This is a genomic window from Belliella marina (genome assembly GCF_042682445.1).
Taxonomy (GTDB): domain Bacteria; phylum Bacteroidota; class Bacteroidia; order Cytophagales; family Cyclobacteriaceae; genus Belliella; species Belliella marina.
Genome location: NZ_JBHUHR010000015.1, coordinates 225335 through 249675, shown reverse-complemented (window position 1 = coordinate 249675; position 24341 = coordinate 225335). Strand labels below are relative to the sequence as shown.

General features: G+C 40.6%; 17 protein-coding genes. 11 read left to right on the top strand and 6 right to left on the bottom strand.

Translation table 11 applies throughout. The annotated features are described in order from the left end of the window. Positions 1–118 precede the first annotated feature (118 nt). From ACFSKL_RS05350 to ACFSKL_RS05335, 4 genes are all read left to right on the top strand, one after another. Complete coding sequence (locus tag ACFSKL_RS05350) at positions 119–1108, top strand: aspartate-semialdehyde dehydrogenase (protein WP_376884145.1); 990 nt, start codon at positions 119–121, stop codon at positions 1106–1108. 32 nt (positions 1109–1140) lie between these two features. Further along, on the top strand, positions 1141–2304 hold the full coding sequence (locus ACFSKL_RS05345; RefSeq protein WP_376884143.1) for a THUMP-like domain-containing protein: 1164 nt from the start codon (positions 1141–1143) through the stop codon (positions 2302–2304). A 219-nt stretch (positions 2305–2523) separates the two neighbouring features. Further along, positions 2524–3273: a ThuA domain-containing protein gene (locus tag ACFSKL_RS05340; RefSeq protein WP_376884141.1), complete on the top strand. Its 750-nt coding sequence runs from the start codon at positions 2524–2526 to the stop codon at positions 3271–3273. Positions 3274–3540: 267 nt separating this feature from the next. After that, a complete protein-coding gene (locus ACFSKL_RS05335) occupies positions 3541–4782 on the top strand; it encodes a dipeptidase (protein WP_376884139.1) in 1242 nt (413 codons plus the stop codon). 81 nt (positions 4783–4863) lie between these two features. Here the strand turns inward: ACFSKL_RS05335 and ACFSKL_RS05330 are convergent, their stop codons facing one another. After that, positions 4864–8016 carry a histidine kinase N-terminal 7TM domain-containing protein gene (locus tag ACFSKL_RS05330; RefSeq protein ID WP_376884137.1) on the bottom strand — a complete coding sequence of 1051 codons (3153 nt, stop codon included), beginning with the start codon at positions 8014–8016 and terminating at the stop codon, positions 4864–4866. A gap of 381 nt (positions 8017–8397) precedes the next feature. On the opposite strand from ACFSKL_RS05330, the gene ACFSKL_RS05325 reads away from it, so the two are divergent. Next, positions 8398–8886, top strand: coding sequence for a hypothetical protein (locus ACFSKL_RS05325; protein ID WP_376884135.1), 489 nt, complete (start codon positions 8398–8400; stop codon positions 8884–8886). A 199-nt stretch (positions 8887–9085) separates the two neighbouring features. Then, entirely contained in the window at positions 9086–11698 is a 2613-nt protein-coding gene (clpB, locus tag ACFSKL_RS05320) for an ATP-dependent chaperone ClpB (protein WP_376884133.1), read from the top strand. Between the two features lie 79 nt (positions 11699–11777). On the opposite strand, the gene ACFSKL_RS05315 is transcribed toward clpB, so the two are convergent. Then, complete coding sequence (locus tag ACFSKL_RS05315) at positions 11778–12629, bottom strand: DNA/RNA non-specific endonuclease (protein WP_376884671.1); 852 nt, start codon at positions 12627–12629, stop codon at positions 11778–11780. A gap of 121 nt (positions 12630–12750) precedes the next feature. On the opposite strand from ACFSKL_RS05315, the gene ACFSKL_RS05310 reads away from it, so the two are divergent. Genes ACFSKL_RS05310 through ACFSKL_RS05300 form a run of 3 tightly spaced genes read left to right on the top strand, consistent with a single transcriptional unit; the run spans position 12751 to position 14987 of the window. Beyond that, on the top strand, positions 12751–13293 hold the full coding sequence (locus ACFSKL_RS05310) for an RNA polymerase sigma factor (protein WP_376884132.1): 543 nt from the start codon (positions 12751–12753) through the stop codon (positions 13291–13293). Then, positions 13283–13945, top strand: a complete 663-nt coding sequence (locus ACFSKL_RS05305) for a hypothetical protein (RefSeq protein ID WP_376884130.1) — start codon at positions 13283–13285, stop codon at positions 13943–13945. The genes ACFSKL_RS05310 and ACFSKL_RS05305 overlap by 11 nt, the downstream gene beginning before the upstream one ends. Then, positions 13932–14987 carry a hypothetical protein gene (locus ACFSKL_RS05300; RefSeq protein WP_376884128.1) on the top strand — a complete coding sequence of 352 codons (1056 nt, stop codon included), beginning with the start codon at positions 13932–13934 and terminating at the stop codon, positions 14985–14987. The genes ACFSKL_RS05305 and ACFSKL_RS05300 overlap by 14 nt, the downstream gene beginning before the upstream one ends. Positions 14988–15233: 246 nt before the next feature. On the opposite strand, the gene ACFSKL_RS05295 is transcribed toward ACFSKL_RS05300, so the two are convergent. Continuing rightward, positions 15234–16478 (bottom strand): NAD(P)/FAD-dependent oxidoreductase, encoded by a 1245-nt coding sequence (locus ACFSKL_RS05295; RefSeq protein WP_376884126.1) that lies wholly within the window; start codon positions 16476–16478, stop codon positions 15234–15236. A 316-nt stretch (positions 16479–16794) separates the two neighbouring features. On the opposite strand from ACFSKL_RS05295, the gene ACFSKL_RS05290 reads away from it, so the two are divergent. After that, positions 16795–18006 (top strand): ATP-binding protein, encoded by a 1212-nt coding sequence (locus ACFSKL_RS05290; RefSeq protein WP_376884125.1) that lies wholly within the window; start codon positions 16795–16797, stop codon positions 18004–18006. A 292-nt stretch (positions 18007–18298) separates the two neighbouring features. On the opposite strand, the gene ACFSKL_RS05285 is transcribed toward ACFSKL_RS05290, so the two are convergent. The 3 genes from ACFSKL_RS05285 to ACFSKL_RS05275 form a co-directional block, all read right to left on the bottom strand. After that, positions 18299–19297, bottom strand: a complete 999-nt coding sequence (locus tag ACFSKL_RS05285) for a 4-hydroxyproline epimerase (protein ID WP_376884123.1) — start codon at positions 19295–19297, stop codon at positions 18299–18301. A 472-nt stretch (positions 19298–19769) separates the two neighbouring features. Then, positions 19770–21215 (bottom strand): aldehyde dehydrogenase (NADP(+)), encoded by a 1446-nt coding sequence (locus ACFSKL_RS05280; RefSeq protein WP_376884121.1) that lies wholly within the window; start codon positions 21213–21215, stop codon positions 19770–19772. A gap of 519 nt (positions 21216–21734) precedes the next feature. Then, positions 21735–22625 (bottom strand): dihydrodipicolinate synthase family protein, encoded by an 891-nt coding sequence (locus tag ACFSKL_RS05275; protein ID WP_376884669.1) that lies wholly within the window; start codon positions 22623–22625, stop codon positions 21735–21737. 507 nt (positions 22626–23132) lie between these two features. On the opposite strand from ACFSKL_RS05275, the gene ACFSKL_RS05270 reads away from it, so the two are divergent. After that, on the top strand, positions 23133–24020 hold the full coding sequence (locus ACFSKL_RS05270; protein WP_376884119.1) for an AraC family transcriptional regulator: 888 nt from the start codon (positions 23133–23135) through the stop codon (positions 24018–24020). Positions 24021–24341: the final 321 nt, after the last annotated feature.

The following is a 24341-nucleotide window of genomic DNA, read 5'->3' as shown; positions in this document are numbered from 1 at the left end:
GGCAAACCATCCAACATATATTTGATGTTTAAGCAATTATCACCGCCATAAAGGTTCATTTTGAAAAATCTTACCTTACCTTTGCGGTTTAAATTCAAACAATTCAAAAACTATTAAAATGAAACTAGCCGTTGTAGGAGCTACCGGATTGGTAGGCTCAGAAATCCTAGAAGTGCTGGCAGAGCACAATTTCCAATTTGATGAATTACTCTTGGTAGCAAGTGAAAGATCCGCAGGGAAGAAGATGACTTTCAAGGGAAATGAATATACGGTAATTGGACTCAAACAGGCAGTTTCTGAGAAGCCTGACATCGCTATTTTTTCGGCTGGTGGTGATACTTCCAAAGAATGGGCACCGCTGTTTGCTGAAGCAGGCACCATTGTAATAGACAACTCTTCTGCTTGGAGAATGGATCCTACCAAGAAACTGGTAGTGCCTGAAATCAATGCAAAAGACCTTCGTATAGATGACAGAATCATTGCCAATCCAAATTGCTCTACCATACAGATGGTCTTGGCTTTGGAGCCATTGAGGGCAAAGTATGGCATCAAAAGGATCGTAGTTTCCACTTATCAATCTGTGACAGGTACTGGAAAGGCAGCTGTGGATCAGATGATGGCAGAGCGTGCAGGTGAAAAGGCAGACATGGTTTATCCACACAAAATTGATCTGAACGTACTTCCACATATTGATGTATTCCAACCAAATGGCTACACCAAAGAAGAGATGAAAATGATCAACGAAACCAAGAAAATCTTCAATGACAACAACATCCAGGTAACTGCCACCACGGTCAGAATCCCTACGATGGGTGGTCACTCTGAAGCTGTCAATGTGGAATTCCACAAAGATTTCGACTTGGAAGAGGTGAAAGCGTTGCTTGCATCGGCTCCAGGAATCATCGTTCAGGATGATCCTGCCAACAATGTGTACCCGATGCCATTGACGGCACACAAAAAAGATGAAGTATTTGTAGGTCGATTGAGAAGGGATGAGTCACAGGCAAATACACTCAATATGTGGATCGTAGCAGATAACCTTAGAAAAGGTGCCGCTACCAATGCCGTACAAATCGCAGAATATTTGGTAGCGCATAGCTTGGTGTAAAATTGGGCATAGAGCATATCTATACCGAATCAATGATAAAATTTGTGCAGGATCATCTTTGGGAAGATCCTGCACATTTACTTTTTAAATATGCTGGCAAAACTGATTTTGACATCAAGCTGGCTATTCAGCAGATTTCAGCCAGGCAAAAAGCAAAAAGCAAAATCCCCTCTTGGGCTTCAAACCCCAATTTACTTTTCCCCGCTTCCATCTCCATGGAGCAAGCTTCATCAGAAGAAACAGCCAAGTTCAAGTCAACATTGGTCAATGGGGAATCCATGGTTGACCTCACAGGCGGTTTTGGTGTAGACACGTTTTTTCTTTCCGGAAATTTTGAGAAAGCTACATATTGCGAGCGGCAAGATGAATTGGCGCGCATTGCCCACCATAACTTTGAGCAGCTCTCTCCCAATAAATTCACGGTAGTCAATGGAGATAGCTTGGAGTTTCTAAGTTCATATCAAGAAACCTTCGATCTCATCTATGTAGACCCTGCACGTCGAGGAGGGGCAAATCAAAAACTCTACAAACTTGCCGACTGTGAACCCGATGTGGTTCGATATTGGGATTTGATGAAATCGAAAGCCAATGCGGTTTTGATCAAAGCCTCCCCAATGCTGGATATCAAGCAGGCGCTGATCGAAATCCCCGAAGTCCAAGAGATCTGGACAATCTCTGTACGCAACGAGGTCAAGGAAATCTTGCTTTTATGGAAAAAGACAGTGGAGGATGTCCAAAGAAAAATCCATTGTATGGACCTTCATCCCGATGGTGGGCGTTCTTTTTCTTTCACTTTTGAAGAAGAGGAAAAGTCAGAAAGCAATTTTGGATCGATTGGACAATACCTTATTGAGCCAATGGGAAGCATCTTGAAAGCAGGAGCTTTTAAAGTATTTGGAGTTAAATTCGACCTGAAAAAACTGCATCCGAATAGCCATCTCTATACATCCCAGCACTTACCCAAAAGTCAGATTCCAGGGCGGGTATTCAGGGTAATTCAGGAGATCTCCAATCCAAAAAAAGAATTAAAACACCTAGTTCCTACCGGAAAGGTAAATGTGATCACAAGAAACTATATCCTCTCAGCAGATGAGTTCAAGAAAAAGTACAAGCTCAGGGACGGTGGCTCACAATTTCTGATTGGTACCAAAGCAGGAGGAAAGTACACTTTGCTCTTGGCGGAGTTGGTGAAGTAAATCTTCTTGGGAACTAGACTAGTATCGGCTAAAGACCGATAGGTTTGGTTTCGCCTAAAGGCGACTAAAGTATCTCCGATACTTTGTGTTTGTGAAAAATGAGTAAATTAGATTCCATAGACATATTTTGGTTTAGACATAAAACCATTTCCCTTTCTTCAAAAACCACTTCACTTTTTGAAAATCATTTGTTAGCTTGAAACTTTAAACCTATTGACAATGAACCTAAAAACCTATCTCATTCCATTTTTGCTGACATTTTCGATTTTATTCTGCACCAGCGAAGTTTCTTTTTCGCAGAATCAATTCAAAGTCTTGGTATTCAGCAAAACCAAGGGGTTTCGCCACCAATCAATCCCTGATGGTGTCGTGGCTCTTAAAAAACTCGCCAAAGACAATGTGTTCCAAATCTACACCACGGAAGACGAAGCACATATCACTGACAAAAACTTGGCTGGCTATGATGTCATCATCTTAATGAGTACTACTGGGACAATATTCAATGAAGAACAGAAAAAGAGCATAGAAAAATTCGTACAGAGTGGCAAAGGAATAGTTGGGATTCACAGCGCCACCGATACTGAATACGAATGGCCGTGGTTTACCAAACTGATCGGTGCCCAGTTTCTCAACCATCCCCATCAGCAGACATTGAAGCTCAATGTGATCAATAGAAACCATCCTGCCACGTATCATTTACCTGAAAAATGGATTTGGTCAGATGAAATCTATGCTTTCAAAAATTTCAATCCAGAAGTAAATGTCCTGATCACCGCAGACGAAAAAACCTATGAAGCCAAAGATGGTATGGGGGATTTTCATCCACTGGCTTGGACACACGAGTATGATGGAGGCAGGGTTTTTTATACGGCTTTGGGCCATACAGATTGGGCTTTTCAAGATGACAATTTTATGAAACACATCTTGGGAGGTATCTGGTGGGCTGCGAAGGGTTATCCGGTAGATTGATTACATGAGGAGTTCAATGAACCGGAAGTGGGATAGTTCGAAGTTTGGTTGAAATAAACAGAAATATTTCGTCATTTGACAATATCCCAATAAGCCTTTAAATATCTTTTTCGATGGGGTAACCCAACGTTGCAGAAGGGAAGATGTCTGGTTTTGGCACTCCTATAGAGATAGGGTTCTGTTTTACCCTTTATTTCAACCGTTTATAAATCTTGTAAATGTAATATCTTCTTGATTGTATAAATTGGTTTTAAAACCTAAATCATTATGAAGAAGATCTTACCAATAGTATTCAGTATTGCGCTATCGATGTCATGCAGTGAAAAGGATGGAGAAGTAGATTACGCACTGTTGACCGACGAAGAGAGGATTGAGCTTGCCAAAGAGTTCACAAAAAGTACCATTTTGGTAGACGGTCACATGGACTTACCCTACAGAATGTACAATACGGGTAATACAATGTCTGGAGATGTATATGACTTTATCAATAGAAGCGATCAAGGCAATATTGATTATGTTCGGGCAAAAGAAGGGGGAATGGATGCGCCATTCATGGCGATTTATATTCCTGCTGGTTATCAGGAAAAGGGGGGAGCCAAAGAATTGGCGGATACTTTGATTATGATGGTTGAACGGTTGGTCAGCACATGGCCGGATCGCTTGGCGCTGGCCAAATCTCCAAGAGACATTGAAGAGAACTTCAAAAATGGCTTGCTCTCACTCCCTATGGGTATTGAGAATGCAGCAGCTATTGAAGATAACCTGGAGAATGTGGGCTATTTCTTTGACAAGGGGATCCGGTACATGACCTTGACCCATGGCAAGGATAATTTGGTGGGGGATTCTTCTTATGATGATACGGAGACACATGGAGGGCTGAGTGAGTTTGGAAAAGAAGTAGTGAGGGAGATGAATCGCTTGGGGATGATCATAGATGTTTCCCATATTACAGACAAGACGTTTTTTGATGTTGCGGAAATCAGTTCTGCGCCAATTGTGGCTACCCATAGCTCAGTGAGGCAGTTTACTCCTGGTTTTGAGAGAAATGTATCTGATGAAATCATCAAAAAAATAGCCGAAAAGGATGGGATGGTCATGATTACATTTGGAGGGAGCTTTGTGGATCAGGCATATTCTGAAAAGAATGCCGAAAACCGTACCCATATCCAGGCTTGGTTGGAAGAAAATGGCCTTGAGAGAAGAGATTCTGCTGCAATGGAATACATCGGTAACTATATGGCTGACAACAAACCGACAGTCCATGTTTCGAAAGTTGCAGAGCATATTGACCATGTGGTCAAATTGGTAGGGATAGATTATGTAGGTCTGGGATCGGATTTTGACGGGGTGGGAGATACTTTGCCCGAAGGGCTGAAAGATGCTTCTATGTACCCAAATCTAATTGCTGAATTGATGAAGCTGGGTTATTCTAAAGAAGATTTGGAGAAAATTTGTTACAAAAACTTTTTTAGGGTTTGGGAGGCTGTAGAGGCTGTCGCCAAAAAATAAATCTTGAAGATGAGGCTGTCCCACAACCCAACTTTCGATTCCAGAAGTTGTTTGGGTTTTTATGGGGCAGCCTCATTTTTTTTAACCTAAACTACTGACCTCATGATCCAATTTCTTCATGATGATTTGTATTTCTTGGTCAATTTCTTTGATGATGCCATTTTTGGATTGTTCTGGGAATTCCTTCAATTTTTCGATTTCGCTGGACAGATACGATAGTTTTTTCAAATCTAGGTTGAGCGCTATCCCTTTTAAAGCATGTCCCGTTTGCTTTAGCTTGATCAGGTTTTTCTCTGCTGCGTGCTTTAAGAGTGTATTGTGCAGCTCTGAAATATTCCTTCTGCTCACTTCAATCAGTTCTTTGAAAAATTCAGGATCGGTATTTTTGTACTCCTCGAATTTGGAATCGTAAAGTTGGGGTTTGTTTGGGGTGTCGTTTTTGAGATATTGGGACAGTTTCTCGGAAATATCAGATACAAGGATAGGTTTGCTGAGATAGTCATCCATTCCTGCCTCTATACAGCGGTTGTACTCCCCTTTTACTGTTCCTGCAGTCAGTGCAATGATAGGAGTCCGGAGGTTTTTGTTTTCAATTTTTCTGATTTCTATAGTGGCTTCATACCCACTCATTTCAGGCATTTGGATATCCATGAAAATGATATCAGGTGCATATGCCTGAAACATTTGCACGGCTTCCAAGCCATTTTTGGCTTCGTAAATTGTAGCTTTTGGCACCAGGTTTCTCACAATGGTCTTGGCCAATAGCATGTTTACGGCATTGTCATCCACCAGAAGGAATTTTTTGTTGACTGTGGCTAGGGGTGGAGGTTCTATGGTGCTTGAGGTAGAGACAGTTTTTTCATTATCGACTTTAGGTTCATGATTTTCAAATGGCACTTCGAGTTCAAAGGAGAATTTGCTGCCTTCCATGGGTTTGGTAACCAGCTCAAGTTTGCTGTCCATGAGTTCGAGAAGTTTATTGCAAATAGAAAGCCCCAGACCTGTGCCCCCATATTTTCTGGTAGTGGAGTTGTCTTCTTGGGCAAATGCTTCAAAAATGATCTTTTCCTTTTCTTTGGAAACACCGATCCCCGTATCCCTCACAGCAAAAATGATCTTTGATCTCTGGATCCGTGGGTTCAATTCTTTTACCTGAATGGATAATTCTATCTCCCCCGTATCTGTAAACTTGATTGCATTACTGAGGAGGTTTATCAATATTTGCTTGATCCTCGTGACATCTAGGATTATTGTTTCTGGAAGATCCAAGTCAAGCGAAAGTATTAACTTGACGTTTTTGACTTCTGATGCTGGTTTGATGACGTTGAGTGTTTCTTCAGCAATATCCTTGATATTTAGTCGGACTGGGCTTAGCTCAAGCTTTCCAGCCTCAATTTTGGAAAAATCCAAGATGTCATTGAGCAATTCCAAAAGGAGGTTACCCGACTGCGTGATTGACGTGAGGTAGCTCCTTTGTGTTTTGTCCAACCTTGTTCGAATCAATAGGTCTGAAAATCCAATGACACCATTAAGGGGCGTTCGGATTTCGTGGCTCATATTTGCCAAAAACTCAGATTTGGCAACACTCGCTTCCCTTGCTTGTTGCATGGATTTGACCAAGCTTTGTTCCAGGTTTTTTCTTTCCAATGCACTGGAGATGCTGTCTGCAAAACTCAAAAGAAGGGCAGCTTCTGCCTCACTCCAGGTTCTTTCATTGGTACAATCGTCAAACCCTACGTACCCCCAAAAATTTTGACCAATAAATATGGGGATTAACAGAATTGATTTTATGTCTTGGTTTATCAGCAGCTCTTTTATCCCTTGATCACTTATTTCCGACACTATAGCTTGGTAGATTTGATTTTGCTCCAAAAAAGCAACAGCCTCACCGTAGAGTTCCATTGGTAAGTTTTGCAATTCAGGGTTGTTGATTTCTGGTGGGACATCCTTGGCACTCCATTCGAATCGCTGTGAGCTGTACCTCTTTCCTTCATCATCGATGCTGTTTTCAAATAAATAAGCCCGATCTACACATGCTCCTTCTCCCAACAAAGTGATTGCTTTCTGTGTAGCAATTGAAAAATCAGGGTTTGAGAGGAGCTCTTTTGTCGCTATTGCGATTGACTGGAGCATTTTTTCATTTCTGAGAAGGTTTTCATTGACCAATTTCAACATCAGCTCATTTGACCTGATACGTTCCTCAGATTCTTTTTCCATCGTGATATCACGAATCATAATGTAATGGATCAAATACTCTTGGGAATCACTTACTGTCGCAGATTCCCTTTTGATCAGCAAAGTTTGGTTCGGATTGGGTTGGTACTCTAAGGGCTCCGTTTGGCTGTGAATGTCCAGATAAGGTGTGAGGATTGGCCAAAGACTGATGATTTCTTGGTTTTCAGGTAAAGTTTTGATGCCTAGTAGTTTTGATGCTGCTTTATTTTGGGCTATGATGTTGCCAAGGGGATCCAGGATGATCACTCCGTCATTCAGTTCGTTGAAAATCTGTTCAAATGCTACCGGGATAGACTTGAATAGGTTGAGCTTGAATAATCCCCAGTACATAAAGATGGCACTAATTGCCAATGAAAAAGGCACTAAGTCAAGTTTATAGGTGTATAGATTAGACAAATCAATTATATGGGTAAGCCATGGTACTAGTGAGGCAATCACGAATACAAACACCTGTTTTGAGAATGCATTTGGGACAAACAGCATCATTCTTATCAACAGGGTATTTGCCATAACCACCATTAGGATGTTGTAGCCACCATAAATCCAATGGAAGATTCCCGGCTCAAAAGTAATAGGGTAGAAGAATTCGTTTTGGACTACATCGAATGATTTATAGAATAGGTGATGCCATGAATTGGTCAAAATCATCGTCAAGAAAAATACCGCTGAGCCAAACAAGATAGTCTGATTGGTTTTGGTTAAATATTTTTCATTTCCTGAATATTTCAGCACAAAAGCCAAGAGTAATGGGGTGAGGAATACGCCCCCCAAATATTCCAGCTTGTAAAAGCCAAGGATGTACTCGTATTTGGTGGATATGATCTCCATACTGTAAAGAACAGCATAGGCAAAGCAGCTGATGACCAAATAATAGAAATATCTTTCCCCATACTGATTGTCTTTCTTTTTACTCAAAACAATAAGAAACAAAAAAAGTATACTTGTGATAAAGACAGGTATGAATATTATATTAAACCGGAACTGATCGAAGACTTCCATCTATATGTGCTTATTTTCGAATTTACAAAAAAGCTGATAACCAGAGTTAAGATAACTGAAAAAAGTAATTTTTACGGGATAAAAATTCTTTTCCATCAATGGTAATGTTGTTGAATTGGGTTGTTTTGGAATAAAAACTCATTTTTTTGACGTTTATCAGAAAATAATTTCGCCTTCTTTCGGGGGAAGTATTTAGGTTTGTTTTGTAGGTACTTTTTTGATGATGTAAAGTACAAAATTTATGTTTTAAAAATGAAGTTAAATGGCTGTTAATATTTTTAGAATATTTGAGTAATTTTGGATTAAATTAGTTCTTGAGAAGATTAGGAATAAAAATTGTGTAGATTATTATAAATTAACGTTTAACAAATTCTATTAGTTATGAAAAAGATAAAAACCATCGCAGGGATTTTTTTAATAGGCCTGCTCATTAGTTTTCAGGGGTTTGCACAAGAAGCGGAGAGCAAAAAAGAACAGACCAAGGAAGAAATTGCGGCAATGAAACAGGCTGCCAAGGAAGAAAAACAGGCAGCTAAAGAAGAAAAAGCAGCAATAAAGGCGGAGGAAAAGGAATTAAAAAGAATCCAAGCTGCCGAAAAAGCTGAGGAAAAACGGATAAAAAACCTGGAGAAAGCCCAAAGTGGGTATGATAAAGCACTTTCGAAAAGACAAAAAGCTGAGTTGAAATATTCCCAGCAAAATCTGAAAATTGAGAAAGCAGTCCAAAAAGGAACCACCAATGATAAATTGGCCAAGATGGAGCTCAAGTTAAAACAGATGGAGATTGATGTGGAGAAAGCAAACGCCGATATTTCCAAGTTTGAAAGGGATATGCAGAGATACAGATCAAGGGAAGATAGGAATCGATAGTAAAATCAATCAGTGTATGAACAAAAAACCCATGTCCATCAGGCATGGGTTTTTTTATGAAATCCCTGACTTTTTGGCATTTTTTAAAGAGTTTTTGTTCGTTTTCATGTCGTTTTTTCCGAAAAATCAGTGTAAATCCGTTTGGTTGAAGATTTGATGAAAATGAACCAAAGCCACATGATAATCAAAATTTAGCAATATGGATTTCAATCAATTCACTATAAAATCACAAGAAGCAATACAGAAAGCAGCGGAATTGACAATGTCTGAACAGCAGCAGTTGATTGAGCCTGCACATTTGCTCTTGGGAATCCTTTCCGAGGATGAAAATGTAACAGACTTTATTTTCAAGAAGCTGAATATAAATAAAGAGTCAATCACTGGGGGATTAAACGAAATAATCAAAAACCTCCCCAAAGTGAGCGGACAGCAGCCATATTTGTCCAATGCTTCCAACCAAGTACTGGGTAAAGCAAAGGACTACCTTAAGACATTTGGGGACGAGTATGTAGCTATTGAGCATTTGCTTTTGGCTATTCTCAATGGGACGGATAAGGCCGCTCTACTATTAAAAGATCAAGGGCTAAAAGAAAAACCATTGATCGAAGCAATCAAGGAACTAAGACAAGGCAATAAAGTGACAGATCAAAACGCAGAATCAAAATACAGGGCATTGGAAAAATACTCCAAGAACCTGAACGAACTGGCCTTAAAAGGCAAAATAGATCCTGTAATCGGAAGAGATGAAGAGATCAGGAGAGTCTTGCAGATTTTGGCCAGGAGAACAAAAAACAATCCGATTTTGCTCGGTGAACCGGGAGTGGGCAAGACAGCGATTGTAGAGGGCTTGGCACAGAGGATAGTCAGTGGGGATGTACCAGAGAATCTCAAGACCAAGACATTGATATCCCTGGATATGGGTTTGCTGGTAGCAGGTGCCAAATACAAAGGGGAGTTTGAAGAACGTCTCAAAGCTGTGATCAAGGAAGTGACAGATTCGGATGGTCAGATCATTCTTTTTATAGACGAGATACATACTCTGATCGGTGCTGGTGGCGGAGAGGGCGCAATGGATGCAGCCAATTTGCTCAAACCTGCTCTGGCAAGGGGCGAGTTGCATGCAATTGGAGCAACTACACTGAAGGAATATCAGAAATACATCGAAAAGGATAAAGCCTTGGAGAGGAGATTTCAGTCAGTGATAGTTGACGAGCCGGATGCGGCAGATGCGATATCCATCCTCAGGGGAATCAAGGATAAGTACGAATTGCACCATGGAGTAAGAATCAAGGACGATGCGGTGATTTCTGCAGTCGAATTATCCCAAAGATATATTTCTGATAGGTTTTTGCCTGATAAAGCAATTGATTTGATGGATGAGGCTGCCGCAAAACTCAGGATGGAAATAGATTCTCTTCCGCAGGAATTGGATGAGCTCAACAGGAGGATCATGCAGTTGGAGATTGAGAGGGAAGCAATCAGAAGGGAAAACAACAAGGATAAAGAGACTGTCCTCAGTAAAGAAATCGCCGAACTCACCGAAAAAAGACAAAGTATCAAAGCCAAATGGGAAAGTGAGAAAGGTGTCATTACAGGAATCCGGACTGAAAAGGAAAATATTGACAAGCTAAAACTGGAAGCAGAACAAGCTGAGCGGGCAGGTGATTTTGGGAAGGTAGCTGAAATCAGGTATGGCAAGATCGTAGAAGCAGAAAAGAATCTGGAGGCTTTTAAGTCCCAGTTGGCTGAAATGCAGCAGGGGTCACCACTCCTGAAAGAGGAAGTCGACCATGAAGATATCGCAGCCGTGGTATCCAAATGGACAGGTATACCACTTTCCAAAATGATCCAAAGTGAAAGGGAAAAACTGCTTCACTTGGAAGATGAATTGGGAAAAAGGGTAGCTGGGCAGTCTGAAGCCATCACGGCTTTGTCAGATGCCGTGAGAAGAAGCAGGGCAGGCTTGCAAGATCCAAAACGCCCTATCGGTTCCTTTATATTCATGGGTACCACAGGTGTAGGCAAGACAGAGTTGGCGAAGGCACTTGCCGAGTACCTCTTCAATGACGACAATGCCATGGTAAGGATCGATATGTCCGAGTATCAGGAAAGACATGCGGTGAGCAGGCTGGTGGGAGCGCCTCCAGGATATGTGGGCTATGATGAAGGAGGACAGTTGACCGAAGCGGTTAGGAGAAAGCCCTATTCCGTAGTGCTTTTGGACGAAATAGAAAAAGCCCACCCGGATGTATTCAATATTTTGTTGCAGGTATTGGATGATGGGAGGTTGACGGACAATAAAGGCCGGATTGCCAATTTCAAAAACACGATCATTATCCTGACGACAAATATTGGTTCAGGTCTGATCCAAGAGCGGTTTGCTGAAATGGAAGAGTGGAACAAGGAAGAGGTTTTGGAAAAGACAAAAACGGAGGTTTATGAGCTTTTAAAAAAATCAGTGAGACCTGAGTTCCTCAATCGGATTGACGAAACGATCATGTTTGAGCCATTGACGCAGAAAGTGATCAGAAAGATAGTTGATATCCAATGGAAGGAAATACAGCAGCGGTTGGCAGAAGCAAAGATTGAAATCGATGCCACCAGAGAGGTTTTGGATTATTTGGGACAAGTCGGGTTTGATCCGCAATTCGGCGCCAGGCCATTGAAGCGGACTATGCAAAAGTTGATTTTAAATGAGTTGTCCAAACAGATCTTATCTGGATATATCAAAAATGATTCGGCAGTTCTGGTAGATTTGGATGCTGAGAACCAGGTATACTTCAAGAATATTGAAAGTGTAGAAATGGAGTAGGTTGTGGTTGGTTGGGAATACCCCTAGGCGAGAGTTTAGGGGTATTTTTATTTTCTCTGACAAATGATGAGATTCCACTTCAACTCCCAAACCAATATTTTAGATCAAACTTGCTTTCTGCTTGAGCTTCTTGTTTTGCATCAAGCAAAGGGAAAAAGTTAATTCCAGTCAAAACCTCTACACTGTCTATGCTGACAGCGAAACTGCTCAAAGTACCTGATGCAGCTTCGTTTTTCAAAATGAATGCGATGCCTTGTGGGCTCAACTGGTCTTTTTTCAATATGACTTTGTAATAATATTCTGGAATGCAAATCTGACTGTTGCCCATTGTTGGAAGGGTTTTGTCCAAGATCGGGCCTGTAGCAATAAAGATTGTATCTTTTTCCGCAGCGAATTTTCTGATTTGCTCCTCAAGCCTTTTCCATACTCCCCTGTTGAATCCAGGAACTTGGGGGCTGGCATTGGTAAGATAAAAACTATCGTACATGCTTTCAGTACTGTAGCTCATATCTGCAGCAGGAGCCAAATGGCCTCTGTCATATCCTGAATTTTTGTAAGAAGCATCCCTTGGGCTATGGTGACCCAACCTTTTTTCCATTCTAAAATTGCTTGACCTTTCTTCTCCATGCCCCAGATTATCTTTACAAAGCAAATAACTTACCCATTTGGCATGTTGGGTCATGGTGTCAAACTCCAAAACAAAACCATTGTAATCCAAAAAAAGATCTCTTGAAATTACCTCTGGAATAAAATCCCTGAATTCTTCAGATACAAAAGATAGATCAACCTGAGATTCTTCAAATTTTGCTAATGAATTTGACCTAGATTGTGAAATTTCCTGTGGATCAGGGCTTTTTCTTTGAGTGGTTTCAATTGTTTTACAATTGGTAATACATGTAAAAAGCAGTAAGAGAAGCGCTGCCCGTTTCATTCTTTTCAAGATTTTCTGTTTGGTGTCGAAAGTAAAGATAAATTGGGAGAAATTTAGCTGGGGCAGACAACCATTTTCCCATCAGCTGCATTTATTATTTTGTAAGCCAAAAGTATTTGATTTGATCGACATAGACCTTATACAAGATGCAAAAAAAGGAAAGCCTAAGGCGCAAAGAAAAATCTTTGAGCTGATGGGAAAGCCCTTATTCATGCTTTGTTTGAGGTATGTGAAAAATCAACATGATGCCGAAGAAATTCTCAGTGTAACATTTACCAAAGTTTTTGGCAAGCTTTCGAGTTTCGAACCCCAAGGGGAAGGATCATTTGAAGCTTGGATCAGAAGAATAGCTGTAAACGAGTCTTTGATGTTTTTGCGGAAGCGAAAAAATGCCCCACAGACCATCGAGCCAGATGAAAATGTAGCAGAACAAAGTGAGTCAGCAATAGACAAACTCAGCAATCAGGAGCTTTTCGAATTGATATTGAGGCTTCCTGAGGGATATAGAACAATCTTCAACCTTTATGAAATAGAAGGGTATTCACATGCTGAAATTTCCGAAAAACTTGGTATAACGGTTGGGACTTCCAAGTCCCAACTGAGTAAAGCAAAAGCATATTTGAGAGAAATAATCACCAAACTAGGACTGAACCATGCATCCTGACAGAAAAAATATAGACCATCATGTAGATCTTCCTGAAGGAATAGAATTTCGTCAAGAAGAGATTTGGAATAAAATCAATCCCAAAGGTAATCGCAAAAAACCATACTTCTGGTGGATTGCGGCCTCGGCAGCTCTGATTGCCTCGGTTGGAATCTTTTTGTTTTCAGAAAATGATGATTTTCAGGAAAACCTATTAATGACAGAAGTAGAGAATCAGGAAATAAAAATTATTACACTTCCTGAAGTGGAAAAGCCAGAACTGGTAAGGCCTAATGAAAATGTAGCCTTGGTCAAGGAGTCGAAAACTGCTCCACCAAAAGAAGAACCATTAAGACAAGCATTAAATGAACCTGAAATTAAAGCAGTAGACAGTTTTCTCACAGATCTAGTCGAGAATGATTCAACTGGTAATATCCAAACAACAGAATCAAATTCAGCTGAGATTCAACTTAGTCTAGCTGCCCAGAGATTGCAGGCAAGTTTGGACAAGGTGAATCCAAAATCGGAGGTTAAAGAAAAAATAATCCTCCAACGAATGACATTGGCAGAGTTTCTCGGTGCCAACAGAAATATAGACTTAGCTAAGGAAAGTAGTATAAATCAAGAATCAATTTTAAAATCATTAATTCGTGGAAATCATGAGAAAAATTAAGTTACTCGTTTTGATACTGTCTCTTTGCTTTGTCGGCAAATCCTATGCTCAAGAGAAAATTAAGGAAAGTAGGGATTTCAAATTCTTCAATTCATCTTATGACCAAGAGGACTTTGTATTAAAGAAAGTCAATGACACTTTAAAAGTTTATATCGGCGAAGAAAAGAAACTGATGTACCTATGGACAAATATTGGTGAAGATGAAAATTTTCCCGAATTCGAAAAAAATATTGACTCGTTTTTCGAATTGGTGAATCAAATTGGTTTGGACTTTAAAGTCAATAATTACAACATTAGATTCAGTCCGGAAACTGCCCAGTTGACCTATGAAAATGGGGGGAGCACTAAATACAAAAAAATTGGAGATACAGCAATTCCCATTCACAGACATACAGTAAGGTTTACCAATCGAAAAGGCTTGACAGATATAGAGATTTATTTGGGAGAGATTGATGAGCTACATATTTTGAAGGAAGCTGGTATTACTGATATCGTAAGAAATATGCTTTTGGACAATGGCTGGTTTGGTCGGTATAATAATAGGTTGTTCAATAAGGATCTAAAAATAGGGGATAACGGAGAGAAGGAGATTGTTAGTTATCATAATCTCGAAGGGATAGAGCGGCTTGAATTTAATGCGGACTTTGGACCTAGATTCCTTGGGTCTTACTTTCCAATAGCTATTGATATTTCTATGCTTTTAGATTTGGGGAAATATAGAAAAAGGTCAGGAGTGTCTGACGGGTTGGAGTTATCGTACACAGGGTATAGTTTCTTGTCCAAAGATGAGATTTCGGGATTTGGCTATAAATATGATCATTTCATCAACTTGGGGTATAGGACAAATCTCCTCGGATCGGATTGGACTATAAAATATGGAAGGTCTTTGGGAACTAAGAATTCGTTTTTTGAGGACTATAAAAACAGGATAGCTATCGATTTTCATTTTCATCCTAAGTTTAAGATTACATTGGAATCTATTTTTAAGAATTTCAAAGAAGATGAAGTGGGGTCAGTGGGGATATCCTATAAGTTTTTTTAGATTATATTGTCCGCATTTCTTCCACTGGTATAGTAGGCAATGGAGGCTGTGTAAAAATGAAATTTGAAGGGTGCCAACCCGAATGATTTAATGGTGAAAAACCGTTTTTCCACAGCCTCAATTGGGAATTGTCATAGTCAGTAGGCTATGATCTTGGTGTACAGATAATGGCATAAATAAATGGCATAGTTAAGCCCTCAACTTTTAAATTTTGCAAACTTTAGTTTACTTATACCGGATTTGTCACTAATACCTACCAACCCCAAATGCATCAATCAGGATTTCTTCGGACTCTTTTTGATGGATTTGGGTGAGGAGTTTTCCTGTAGCAGGAGCCATGGAGATTCCCATCATTCCATGTCCAGATCCTACAAGGACATTTTCTAGGCCTGGTGCCTGTCCGATGTATGGTAAGCCATCAGGTGAGCAGGGTCTGAGTCCTTTCCAAATTTGTTCGGGCTCAGGGAATTTGGATTGGAAATCGGGATAATAGCGATTGATGGACTCAAATATGCCTCTGACCCTGTTGAGATTGATTTTTTCATTGGTGCCGGCTATTTCCATTGTCCCACCGAATCGGATTTGTTGCCCATATGGGCTCACCGCTACTTTTGTCTCAGTCAGAATGGCTGCTTGCTTGATCTCAGGCTGGTTTTCTTGAATGAAGCTATAGCCTTTTCCACCCATCATCGGCAATCTAAATCCCAACATTCCTGCCAATTCACCTGTCCAGGCTCCTCCGCATAGGATAAACTGATTTCCTTCGATTGCTCCTGCATCTGTGATTACAGCGGTAACTTTGTCTCTTGACTTCTCGAACCCTCTGACTTGAAGGTTGGGTTTGAAAACTGCACCCTGTTCGATTAGGTGTTTTTTCAAAAAACTGTACAAAGCAGTAGGGGAGAGATGTGCATCTCCCGGAAAAAGAACTGCACCCCTGGCATTGACTTGTATATTTGGTTCTATTTTTTCGATATCCGATGGACTGAGTACTTCTGCCTCCAAGCCATGAAGTCTCGCTAATTTTGCAAATTCCACTTCTTCCTTTTCCATATCTGCAGACTGATAGAGCATCATCAAGCCCTTTTCTGCCAATTCCAATTCTGAATCAATGTGGTCTTGTTTGAACTCATTGTACAAGGACTTACTGAGTAGACTGATGTTTTTGAGGTACGGAATACTCTTTTCCACATGCTTTGCATTGGCAGATTTATAAAATAGCCAAGACCACTCCAATAGTTTTTTGTCAAACCTGGGGTGGATATAAAATGGGCTTTTGGAAGAAAACATCCAACCGATCCCCTTGCTGATCATCCCGGGTGCTGCCAAAGGGATTATATGACTCGGTACGATCATTCCGGCATTGCCTGTGGAGGTGTTGGAAAGCATGTCTCCTTTGTCGATGATAGTGACTGCTATTCCTCGCTTCTGTAGGTAGTAGGCTGTAAATAAGCCTACAATGCCGCCGCCGATGATGATGGTTGGTTTCATTTTTTGTACAATATATCAAGTACCATGTACAAAGTACTTGGTGCTTAGGTTTTTGATGGTATTGATAGAGAAAGATAAGCGTCTTGGTTATATGCTTTTGGCTTCTTTCAATCTACGAATATAAGGTTTATTGGAAAAATAGAGTTGGAATGGGTTGACGAAAAATGGTATTGGATTGATGGGTGTTGTGGAAGTTCTTTGTCGATTTCACGATAGTCTTTTGATCATAATAGTAAAAATATCGGATAATTTATCTATTGTAATAGTAAAAATATCTAATATTTTAGCTATAATTGTGTTAATAAAGACTGGTGCCATGAAAAGAAAATTGTTTGATAAACTCTTGAAGCATTGTTTGAAGAAAGAGTTTACGATATTGACAGGAGCAAGACAAACAGGTAAATCTACCTTGTTAAAAGATCTCGAACAAAACCTTAAAAGTAAAGGAGAGCCCACTTTATTTCTGAATCTCGAAAACAGACTCTTTTTGGAGGACTTGAATATTTCTCCATTGAATTTATTGGCATATTTGCCGACAACGGAGCAAAAAGTAACTGTCTTTATTGATGAAATACAATATTTAAACGACCCATCCAATTTTTTGAAATTGCTTTATGATGATCACAACGATCAAGTCAAGATAGTTTGCAGTGGTAGCAGTGCTTTTTATATGGATGATAAATTTAAAGACTCCTTGGCTGGAAGAAAAAGAATTTTCAGAATCAATACTTGTGACTTTGAGGAGTTTTTGATGTTGAAAAACAAGAAGTCATTATTAGATGAAATCAAAAGAATACAAGTAAATAAAAGCTACAAATCAGTCAAGATAGAATTGATAAGATTGGAATGGGAGGAATATATGCTTTTTGGTGGATATCCTGCTGTGGTGATAGAATCAGATATCAATGAAAAGAAAGAAATTCTTAAAGAAATAAGGGATTCCTTTGTGAAAAGAGACATTCAAGAGGCGGGTATTAGAAATGAAGAAGTGTTTTTCCAGCTTATGAAGTTGATAGCGTCACAATCAGGTCGATTGGTCAATATCAATGAATTGGCAAATACTTTGAAAACAAGGAATGAGACTATCCAAAGCTATTTGGATGTCATGCAAACCTGTTTCCATTTATCTTTGGTTAAACCATTCTATGCGAATCTAAGAAAGGAACTCACAAAAATGCCAAAAGGATACTTGATGGACACAGGCTTGAGGAACTGTCTGGTCAATAATTTCCAGTCGATAAATATGAGGATAGATAAAGGTGAGCTATGGGAGATGACAGTGTTTAGAATGTTGGTTGATAAGCATGGTGAGGATGCTATTCGTTTTTGGCGTACAGCAGATGGAAAAGAGGTGGATTTTATTATTCCTGATATGCAGCCACCAATTGCTTTGGAGGTTAAATTTGATGAAAATCTAATCAAACCAAAAAAATATAGTTACTTCCAAGAAAATTATCCCCAATTTAATTTCGTATTTGCTACACTTAGCCCATGGAGTGAGGATTTTTTCAGGATGGAACACGGATGACACGGATTATGCAGATAGTCGCTGATGAAAAATCTGTGATCATCTGTTCGATCAGCGTCATCCCGATTACGGGACAGGCTCAATGTGCTATAGAACACAGATGACATGGATTATGCTGTTAGTCGCTGATGAAAAACCTGTGGTCATCTGTTCGATCAGCGCCACCCCGGTTACGGGATAGGCTCAGTGTGCTATAGAACACAGATGATACGGATTTTGGGGATAGACGCAGATGAAAAATATCTGTGACCATCCGCTCTATCTGCGTCATCCGCGTTCCATCTTCCATATTCTAAATTACCTGAAATCCATGTACATAAGGATCGTCATCATCCAGAATAATTGTATTGTATCCATACACTTTTGCCCAACCTTCAATACTTGGGATAATAGCAGATTTACCTGCGATCTCGGTGACTTCTTCTATCCTTCCAGTGAATTTGGAGCCAATAAAACTCTCATGGATAAAATCCTCACCGGCTTTGAGTAAGCCCTTGGCGTACCACTGTGCCATTCTTGCTGATGTACCTGTGCCACAAGGGGATCGGTCTATGGCTTTGTCGCCATAAAAAACCGCATTTCTTGCCGTGCTGGTGGATTCCAAGGTTTTTCCTGTCCACAATATGTGGGATAAACCCCTAATCTGATCGTGTTCTGGATGGACAAACTCATACTTTTCATTCATCTGCTTTCTCAGGTTTCTCGCCATCGAGATCAATTGTTCTGCCCTGAAATTCTCAAGACCTGGAAAGTTTTCCTGCGGATCTACGATACAGTAAAAATTGCCTCCATATGCCACATCAACAGACAGCTTGCCCAGCTCTTCGATTTCGATTTCCAGCCCCTCGGCAGCCAAATAACTTTTGACGTTGGTCAGTTTGACGGAGGTTACTTTTTTACCTTCTTGCTTATATTCCACCAACACTAAGCCAGCTGGGGTTTCCATCCGTAGAAAGCCGGGTTTTTTGGGTTGTATCAACCCTTCCTCTATGGCAATTGTAATCGTTCCGATAGTTCCATGCCCACACATAGCCAGACAGCCAGAAGTTTCTATAAATAGAACAGAGAAGTCATTTTCCGGTTCGTGTGGAGGGAAAAGCATGGAGCCAGACATCATGTCGTGGCCTCTTGGTTCAAACATCAAGCCTGTCCTGATCCAGTCTAGGTTTTCAAGAAAATACTGACGCTTTTCCAGCATATTATTTCCTTTCAAAAATGGAACTCCACCGGAGACTACTCTCACCGGATTGCCGCATGTGTGCGCATCAATGCATTGGAAGGTTTTTTTCATATTTTAAGATTAGTATAGAATTGAAATATGGTGGAAATACGATTGAAATAGGGTAGAAATAAAATTGAAATACATTGGCGAATTTCTCTGCAACCTAGGAAATCGCTTTTATCCAAAAAAACCTTCGGGGGTTTGGACTTAATCAGCATTGGACTGTGTCTCCACAGACCAATCCTCCTAAATTGGACAACCCTCGAAGATTCTCACTTTGAAATTGTTAAAAGCAATTTCCCCACTCCGCAACCAAGCATAGCCATGTTTCACGAAATATATTTCAACAATATTTCGCCGTAGGCATAACTTGTCTGGTGCTGTGGATTTCTACCTTGATTTCATGTATTACATGTCAATATCTACCAATATCGCACTGCAAATATCCATCAATATCTATTTCAATATATTTCGGCGAAGCCTTATTTCTACATTATTTCGAGAAGCATATTTCTACTTTATTTCACGAAGTACATTTCAATTATTTCTTAAATTCCCCATCCACAGTCCTCCAAATCCCTAACGGATTCTCTTCTTTCAAAGCATCCGGCAATAATGCATTCGGCATGTCTTGTAGGGCGATAGGTCTGGCAAAACGCTTGATGGCATAGGCTCCTACCGATGTGGAGCGGCTATCAGTCGTGGAAGGGTAAGGTCCACCATGCTGCATGGCAAATCCTACTTCGACACCAGTCGGCACACCTTTGAAGAGTAGTCTCCCGCATTTTTCCTCCAAGAGATTGATCAGGTCAATTTTATTGGAAAGCTCTTCATCCTCTCCCCAGACGGTAATAGTCAGCTGCCCGTGAAGCCTCTGGGCGATGGCGTAGAGTTCGCTGAAATCCTCATAGACCACCATCAGAGCAAAAGATCCGAAGACTTCCTGTTGGAAATGGTCATCTTCCAACCAGTCTTTGGCCTTGATTTTTGCCAATGCAGGATAGGCTTGGATGAGGTCTTTGGCTTCGCTTACTTGGATCCATTCCAGTTCCTTTTTGTCCTGCAAAGTAGACAGTGCGCTGTAATAGGCTTCGGCAATGCCTTCGTGAAGCATCGGTGCCGCTGCAATATCTTCCAGTTCTTTTTTGATGGCAATTGCAAAAGTTTCTGCATGTATGCTCGGTACCATGACCAAGCCTGGGTTGGTACAGAACTGCCCAGCTCCCAAGGTAAGGGAACCTACAAAGGATTTTGCCAAGGAATCTATATTTGCACCCAACTTATTCTTCAATGTAATGATGGGATTGACAGATCCCATTTCTGCAAATACCGGTATAGGTTCAGCTCTTTGGTTGGCAAGGTCAAAAATGGCTTTGCCACCGGTAAATGAACCTGTAAATGCTATTGCCTTGGCTATTGGATGCTTGACAAGCTCCTGTCCTGTTGCTATTCCGCCTTCCACGTGGGTAAATATCCCATTGGGGAGGTTTGAATCTATCACTGCCTTGGATATCACTTGCCCCACCAATTTGGAAGCCTCCGGATGGGCAGGATGGGCTTTGTATATCACAGGACAACCCGAAGCCAAAGCCGAAATAGTATCGCCTCCTGCTGTGGAAAATGCCAAGGGGAAATTACTCGCACCAAACACCACTACTGGTCCAAGGGCTGTCAAAAATCTTCTGATATCTGGTTTTGGTGCAGGTGTTCTTTCTGGGTTGGCATGGTCTATGACCGCTTCGACCCAACTTCCTTCCTCTATCAGATCAGCAAAAAGCCTGATTTGCCCAACTGTCCTGCCTAGTTCTCCAGTGATCCTTCCTTCAGGTAAATTGGATTCACTTGAAGCCAAAGGGATCAAGGTGGTTTTTTCTGATTCAATACCAGTAGCAATCCTCCTCAGGAAATCCGCTTTGTCTTTTCCTGAAACATTCTTATAATACAAAAATGCCTCGTGCGCTTCTTGGAAAATATGGTCGTAGTTCATGGTTGATTTATTTAGTTATTGGTTGAATAGTGGATTAAGTTAATTTAGGGCAAATTCTCGGCTCTCGCAAAACTTGTCCCGTATAATTGCGGGAGGCAGCAGAGGGACAAAGGCCACAGGGTCAAGTTTCTCTCTCTGTCTTGGCTCTTTGTCACGTCCTGAAAATAGTTGACGCTTTTTTTCATTGTTTTTTGAGACTTACTTTTTCTTATAGGACTTCATAATTCGATATATGATTATCCGCAATGACACCTATAGTAAAATTATGCATATGAAATGATGCGGATAATTGTCAACCGTCAACGGTTGACAGTCAACTTGCCCTAGAAACAATATTCGACATTTTTTAAATTATGAATTTTGAACTCCGAATAATGAATCAAGAATTCGCTAGGTACTTGATTGTAATCCAGCATCTACTATCCTCAGCGCATCTCTGCAACTTTGCGATCTCTGCGAGACCTTCACTTATGTCTTGAATCTCGTCTCTCGCTTCTAGCCTCTCGCATCTTTCTTCTCTCAAACCACCGGTCTACTCTCCAAGCCTATCTTGATGATGTTTTCTATTTTGATTCTTTCTTCCCCAGCCAATGTGAGCCTTGGTTCCCGAACCCATTCGGTACCTATGCCTGTCAATTGCTCAGCGAGTTTGATGTATTGTACGAGTTTGGGGTGGATGTCAAGTTCGAGTAAGGGCAAAAACCACCTGTAAATTTTCAAAGCCTCTTCATATTTACCTGCTTTCACGAGATTGTACACCGCGACGGTTTCTTTGGGGAAGGCGCAGACCAAGCCAGCTACCCAGCCATCAGCCCCCATGACCAGTTCTTCCATTGCCAAAGTGTCTACTCCGCAAAGTATTTTAAAGCGATCACCAAATCGGTTTCGCATGCGGGTGACGTTGGAGATGTCCCGAGTAGATTCCTTTACCGATTGGATGTTTTTACATGCAGCCAATTCTTCAAACATATCTAAAGTCACCAATGTTTTGTAGTCCACGGGGTTGTTATAGATCATGATGGGAAGGTCGGTGCTGTTTGCCACGGCTTTGAAATAGGCAACTACTTCCCGATGATCTGCGGCATAGCGCATGGGGGGAAGCAACATCAGTCCTGATGCACCTATTTCCTTTGCTTTCCCTGTCCAGTAGATAGCATCTTTTGTTGCGCCTTCTGCGATATTGAGGATGACAGGGACTTTTCCATTGATGTATTTGACTGTTTCTGTAGTCAATTGGATTTTTTCTTCCAACGATAGCACGGAAGACTCTCCCAGTGTACCGCCTAAAATTATTCCATTTACACCAGCTTCCAGCTGCGCATCGATATTTTTGAAAAACATGTCCATGTCCAAGCTACCGTCTTGGTGAAACTTGGTTGTGACTGCTGGGAATACACCTTGCCAATTCATATTGTTGTAGTTTTGATTTGTTTGCATCTGTTTTTCAGAAAGGAGGGATTAGAGGATAGTCAAGTCCGTCAGGCCTATGGCGATTTGGATGACTTTTGTAGTTATGTTCAGATACCCTTTTCTGAATCAGAATAGAAAGGATATAAACCTATCGATTCTTTTTTCAAAGTTACTGTCCCAAAATGTTTTTTTTCTATACATAATTAGTAGTTGTTGGTACAATATTGACGGAATAGTAGTTAAATTCTGTTAAATAGATTAATTTAATATCGAAATAACAAAATCGAAAAATATGTTTGTTCGGTTTACTATGCCTTTAAGTAAGTTTAAGCAATTAAAACGTTGTGTATAATTGCCAATAGTTGACTGTCAACGAAAGGCCCAGAGACCAAATCCATAGATTTGGTCTCTGGGCCTTGGAGTAAAACTTCAAGGTTTTGCTCTTGTCCCTTTACGTAAATTACCCAAGGTATATTAAAACCTTACGTCTTGTATTTTCTCCTATCCATGAAAAAAATCATTTCATTCCAGATCCCAAAATCCAACAAGGAGTTTGTCCGTTTTCAGATAGATTCAGGGAGGCATTTTTATGACAAGCTGCACCAACACCCACAGTGGCAGCTTACCTTGATTTTGGAGGGGAAGGGGCAGTTGATGGTAGGTGATTACTTGGGGAGATTTGGTCCGGGAGATATGTTTTTGTTTTCTTCCAATATGCCACATGTATTTCGGTCCGACCCTGAGTATTTCGAACCTGAATCCGAAAAGCAATCCTTGGGATACACCCTGTTTTTTGATTTCGAAGCTTTGGGTAAAAGTATGGTAGAGGTGGAAGAGTTTGTCGGGCTACAACACTGGCTTTCACAGACCAAAGGTTGCTTTTCAGTATTGGGAAAGGAACAAAAAAAGATCCGTGGAGAATTGATGCAGTTTTCCGAGATTCAGGGATTGGATAAGATGTTGACAGCCTTGGGGATTTTGAAAAACCTACAGGTCTCCGATGAGCTCCATTTGCTGAATCACCTGATCCCACAAAGGGATTATACGGAGACTGAGGGTAAAAGAATGGGACAGGTGATGTCTTTTATCTTAACACAAAGCCAAAATGCCATTAGTTTGAATGAAGTGGCTGCGGTGGCCCATCTGAGCAAAGAGGCTTTTTGCAGATTTTTCAAGGAAAGGACAGGGAAGACATTTACGGAATTTTTGGCACAGGTGAGGGTGCATCAGGCCTGCCAGCTATTGCAAGACTCCGAAATGCCAATATCCCAGATAGCCTACCAATGTGGATTCCAAAACCTATCTTATTTCAATAGGGCTTTTAAAAAAATACAAGGGGAATCCCCGAAGGAGTTTAGGGGACGTGTGGCCAAGCTTGGTACGAAGATGTATTGAGTTTGAAATATGGCCATGGGGAAACTGCCCCCAAAATGTATTGATATAAATATGTATGAAAAGGCAGTCTCATAAACATCATTTTGAAATTCAAGATTTCCCGAGGTTTTCTAGACATGCTCAAAAATATTTCTTTCTGATATCCACAGCCTTCATCAGTCCGTTGATTAACAAAGCCAAGCCGGATGTTGCCAAAGCAAAAATATAGATCCAGTATTGGTGTTCTTGAATGTTTCGGGTTGATCTGATTGGCGCAACTATTTGGTGGTAGTAAATCGTGAAAACAAGCAATATCATTCCAAACAAGGTGCTGAGTACTGC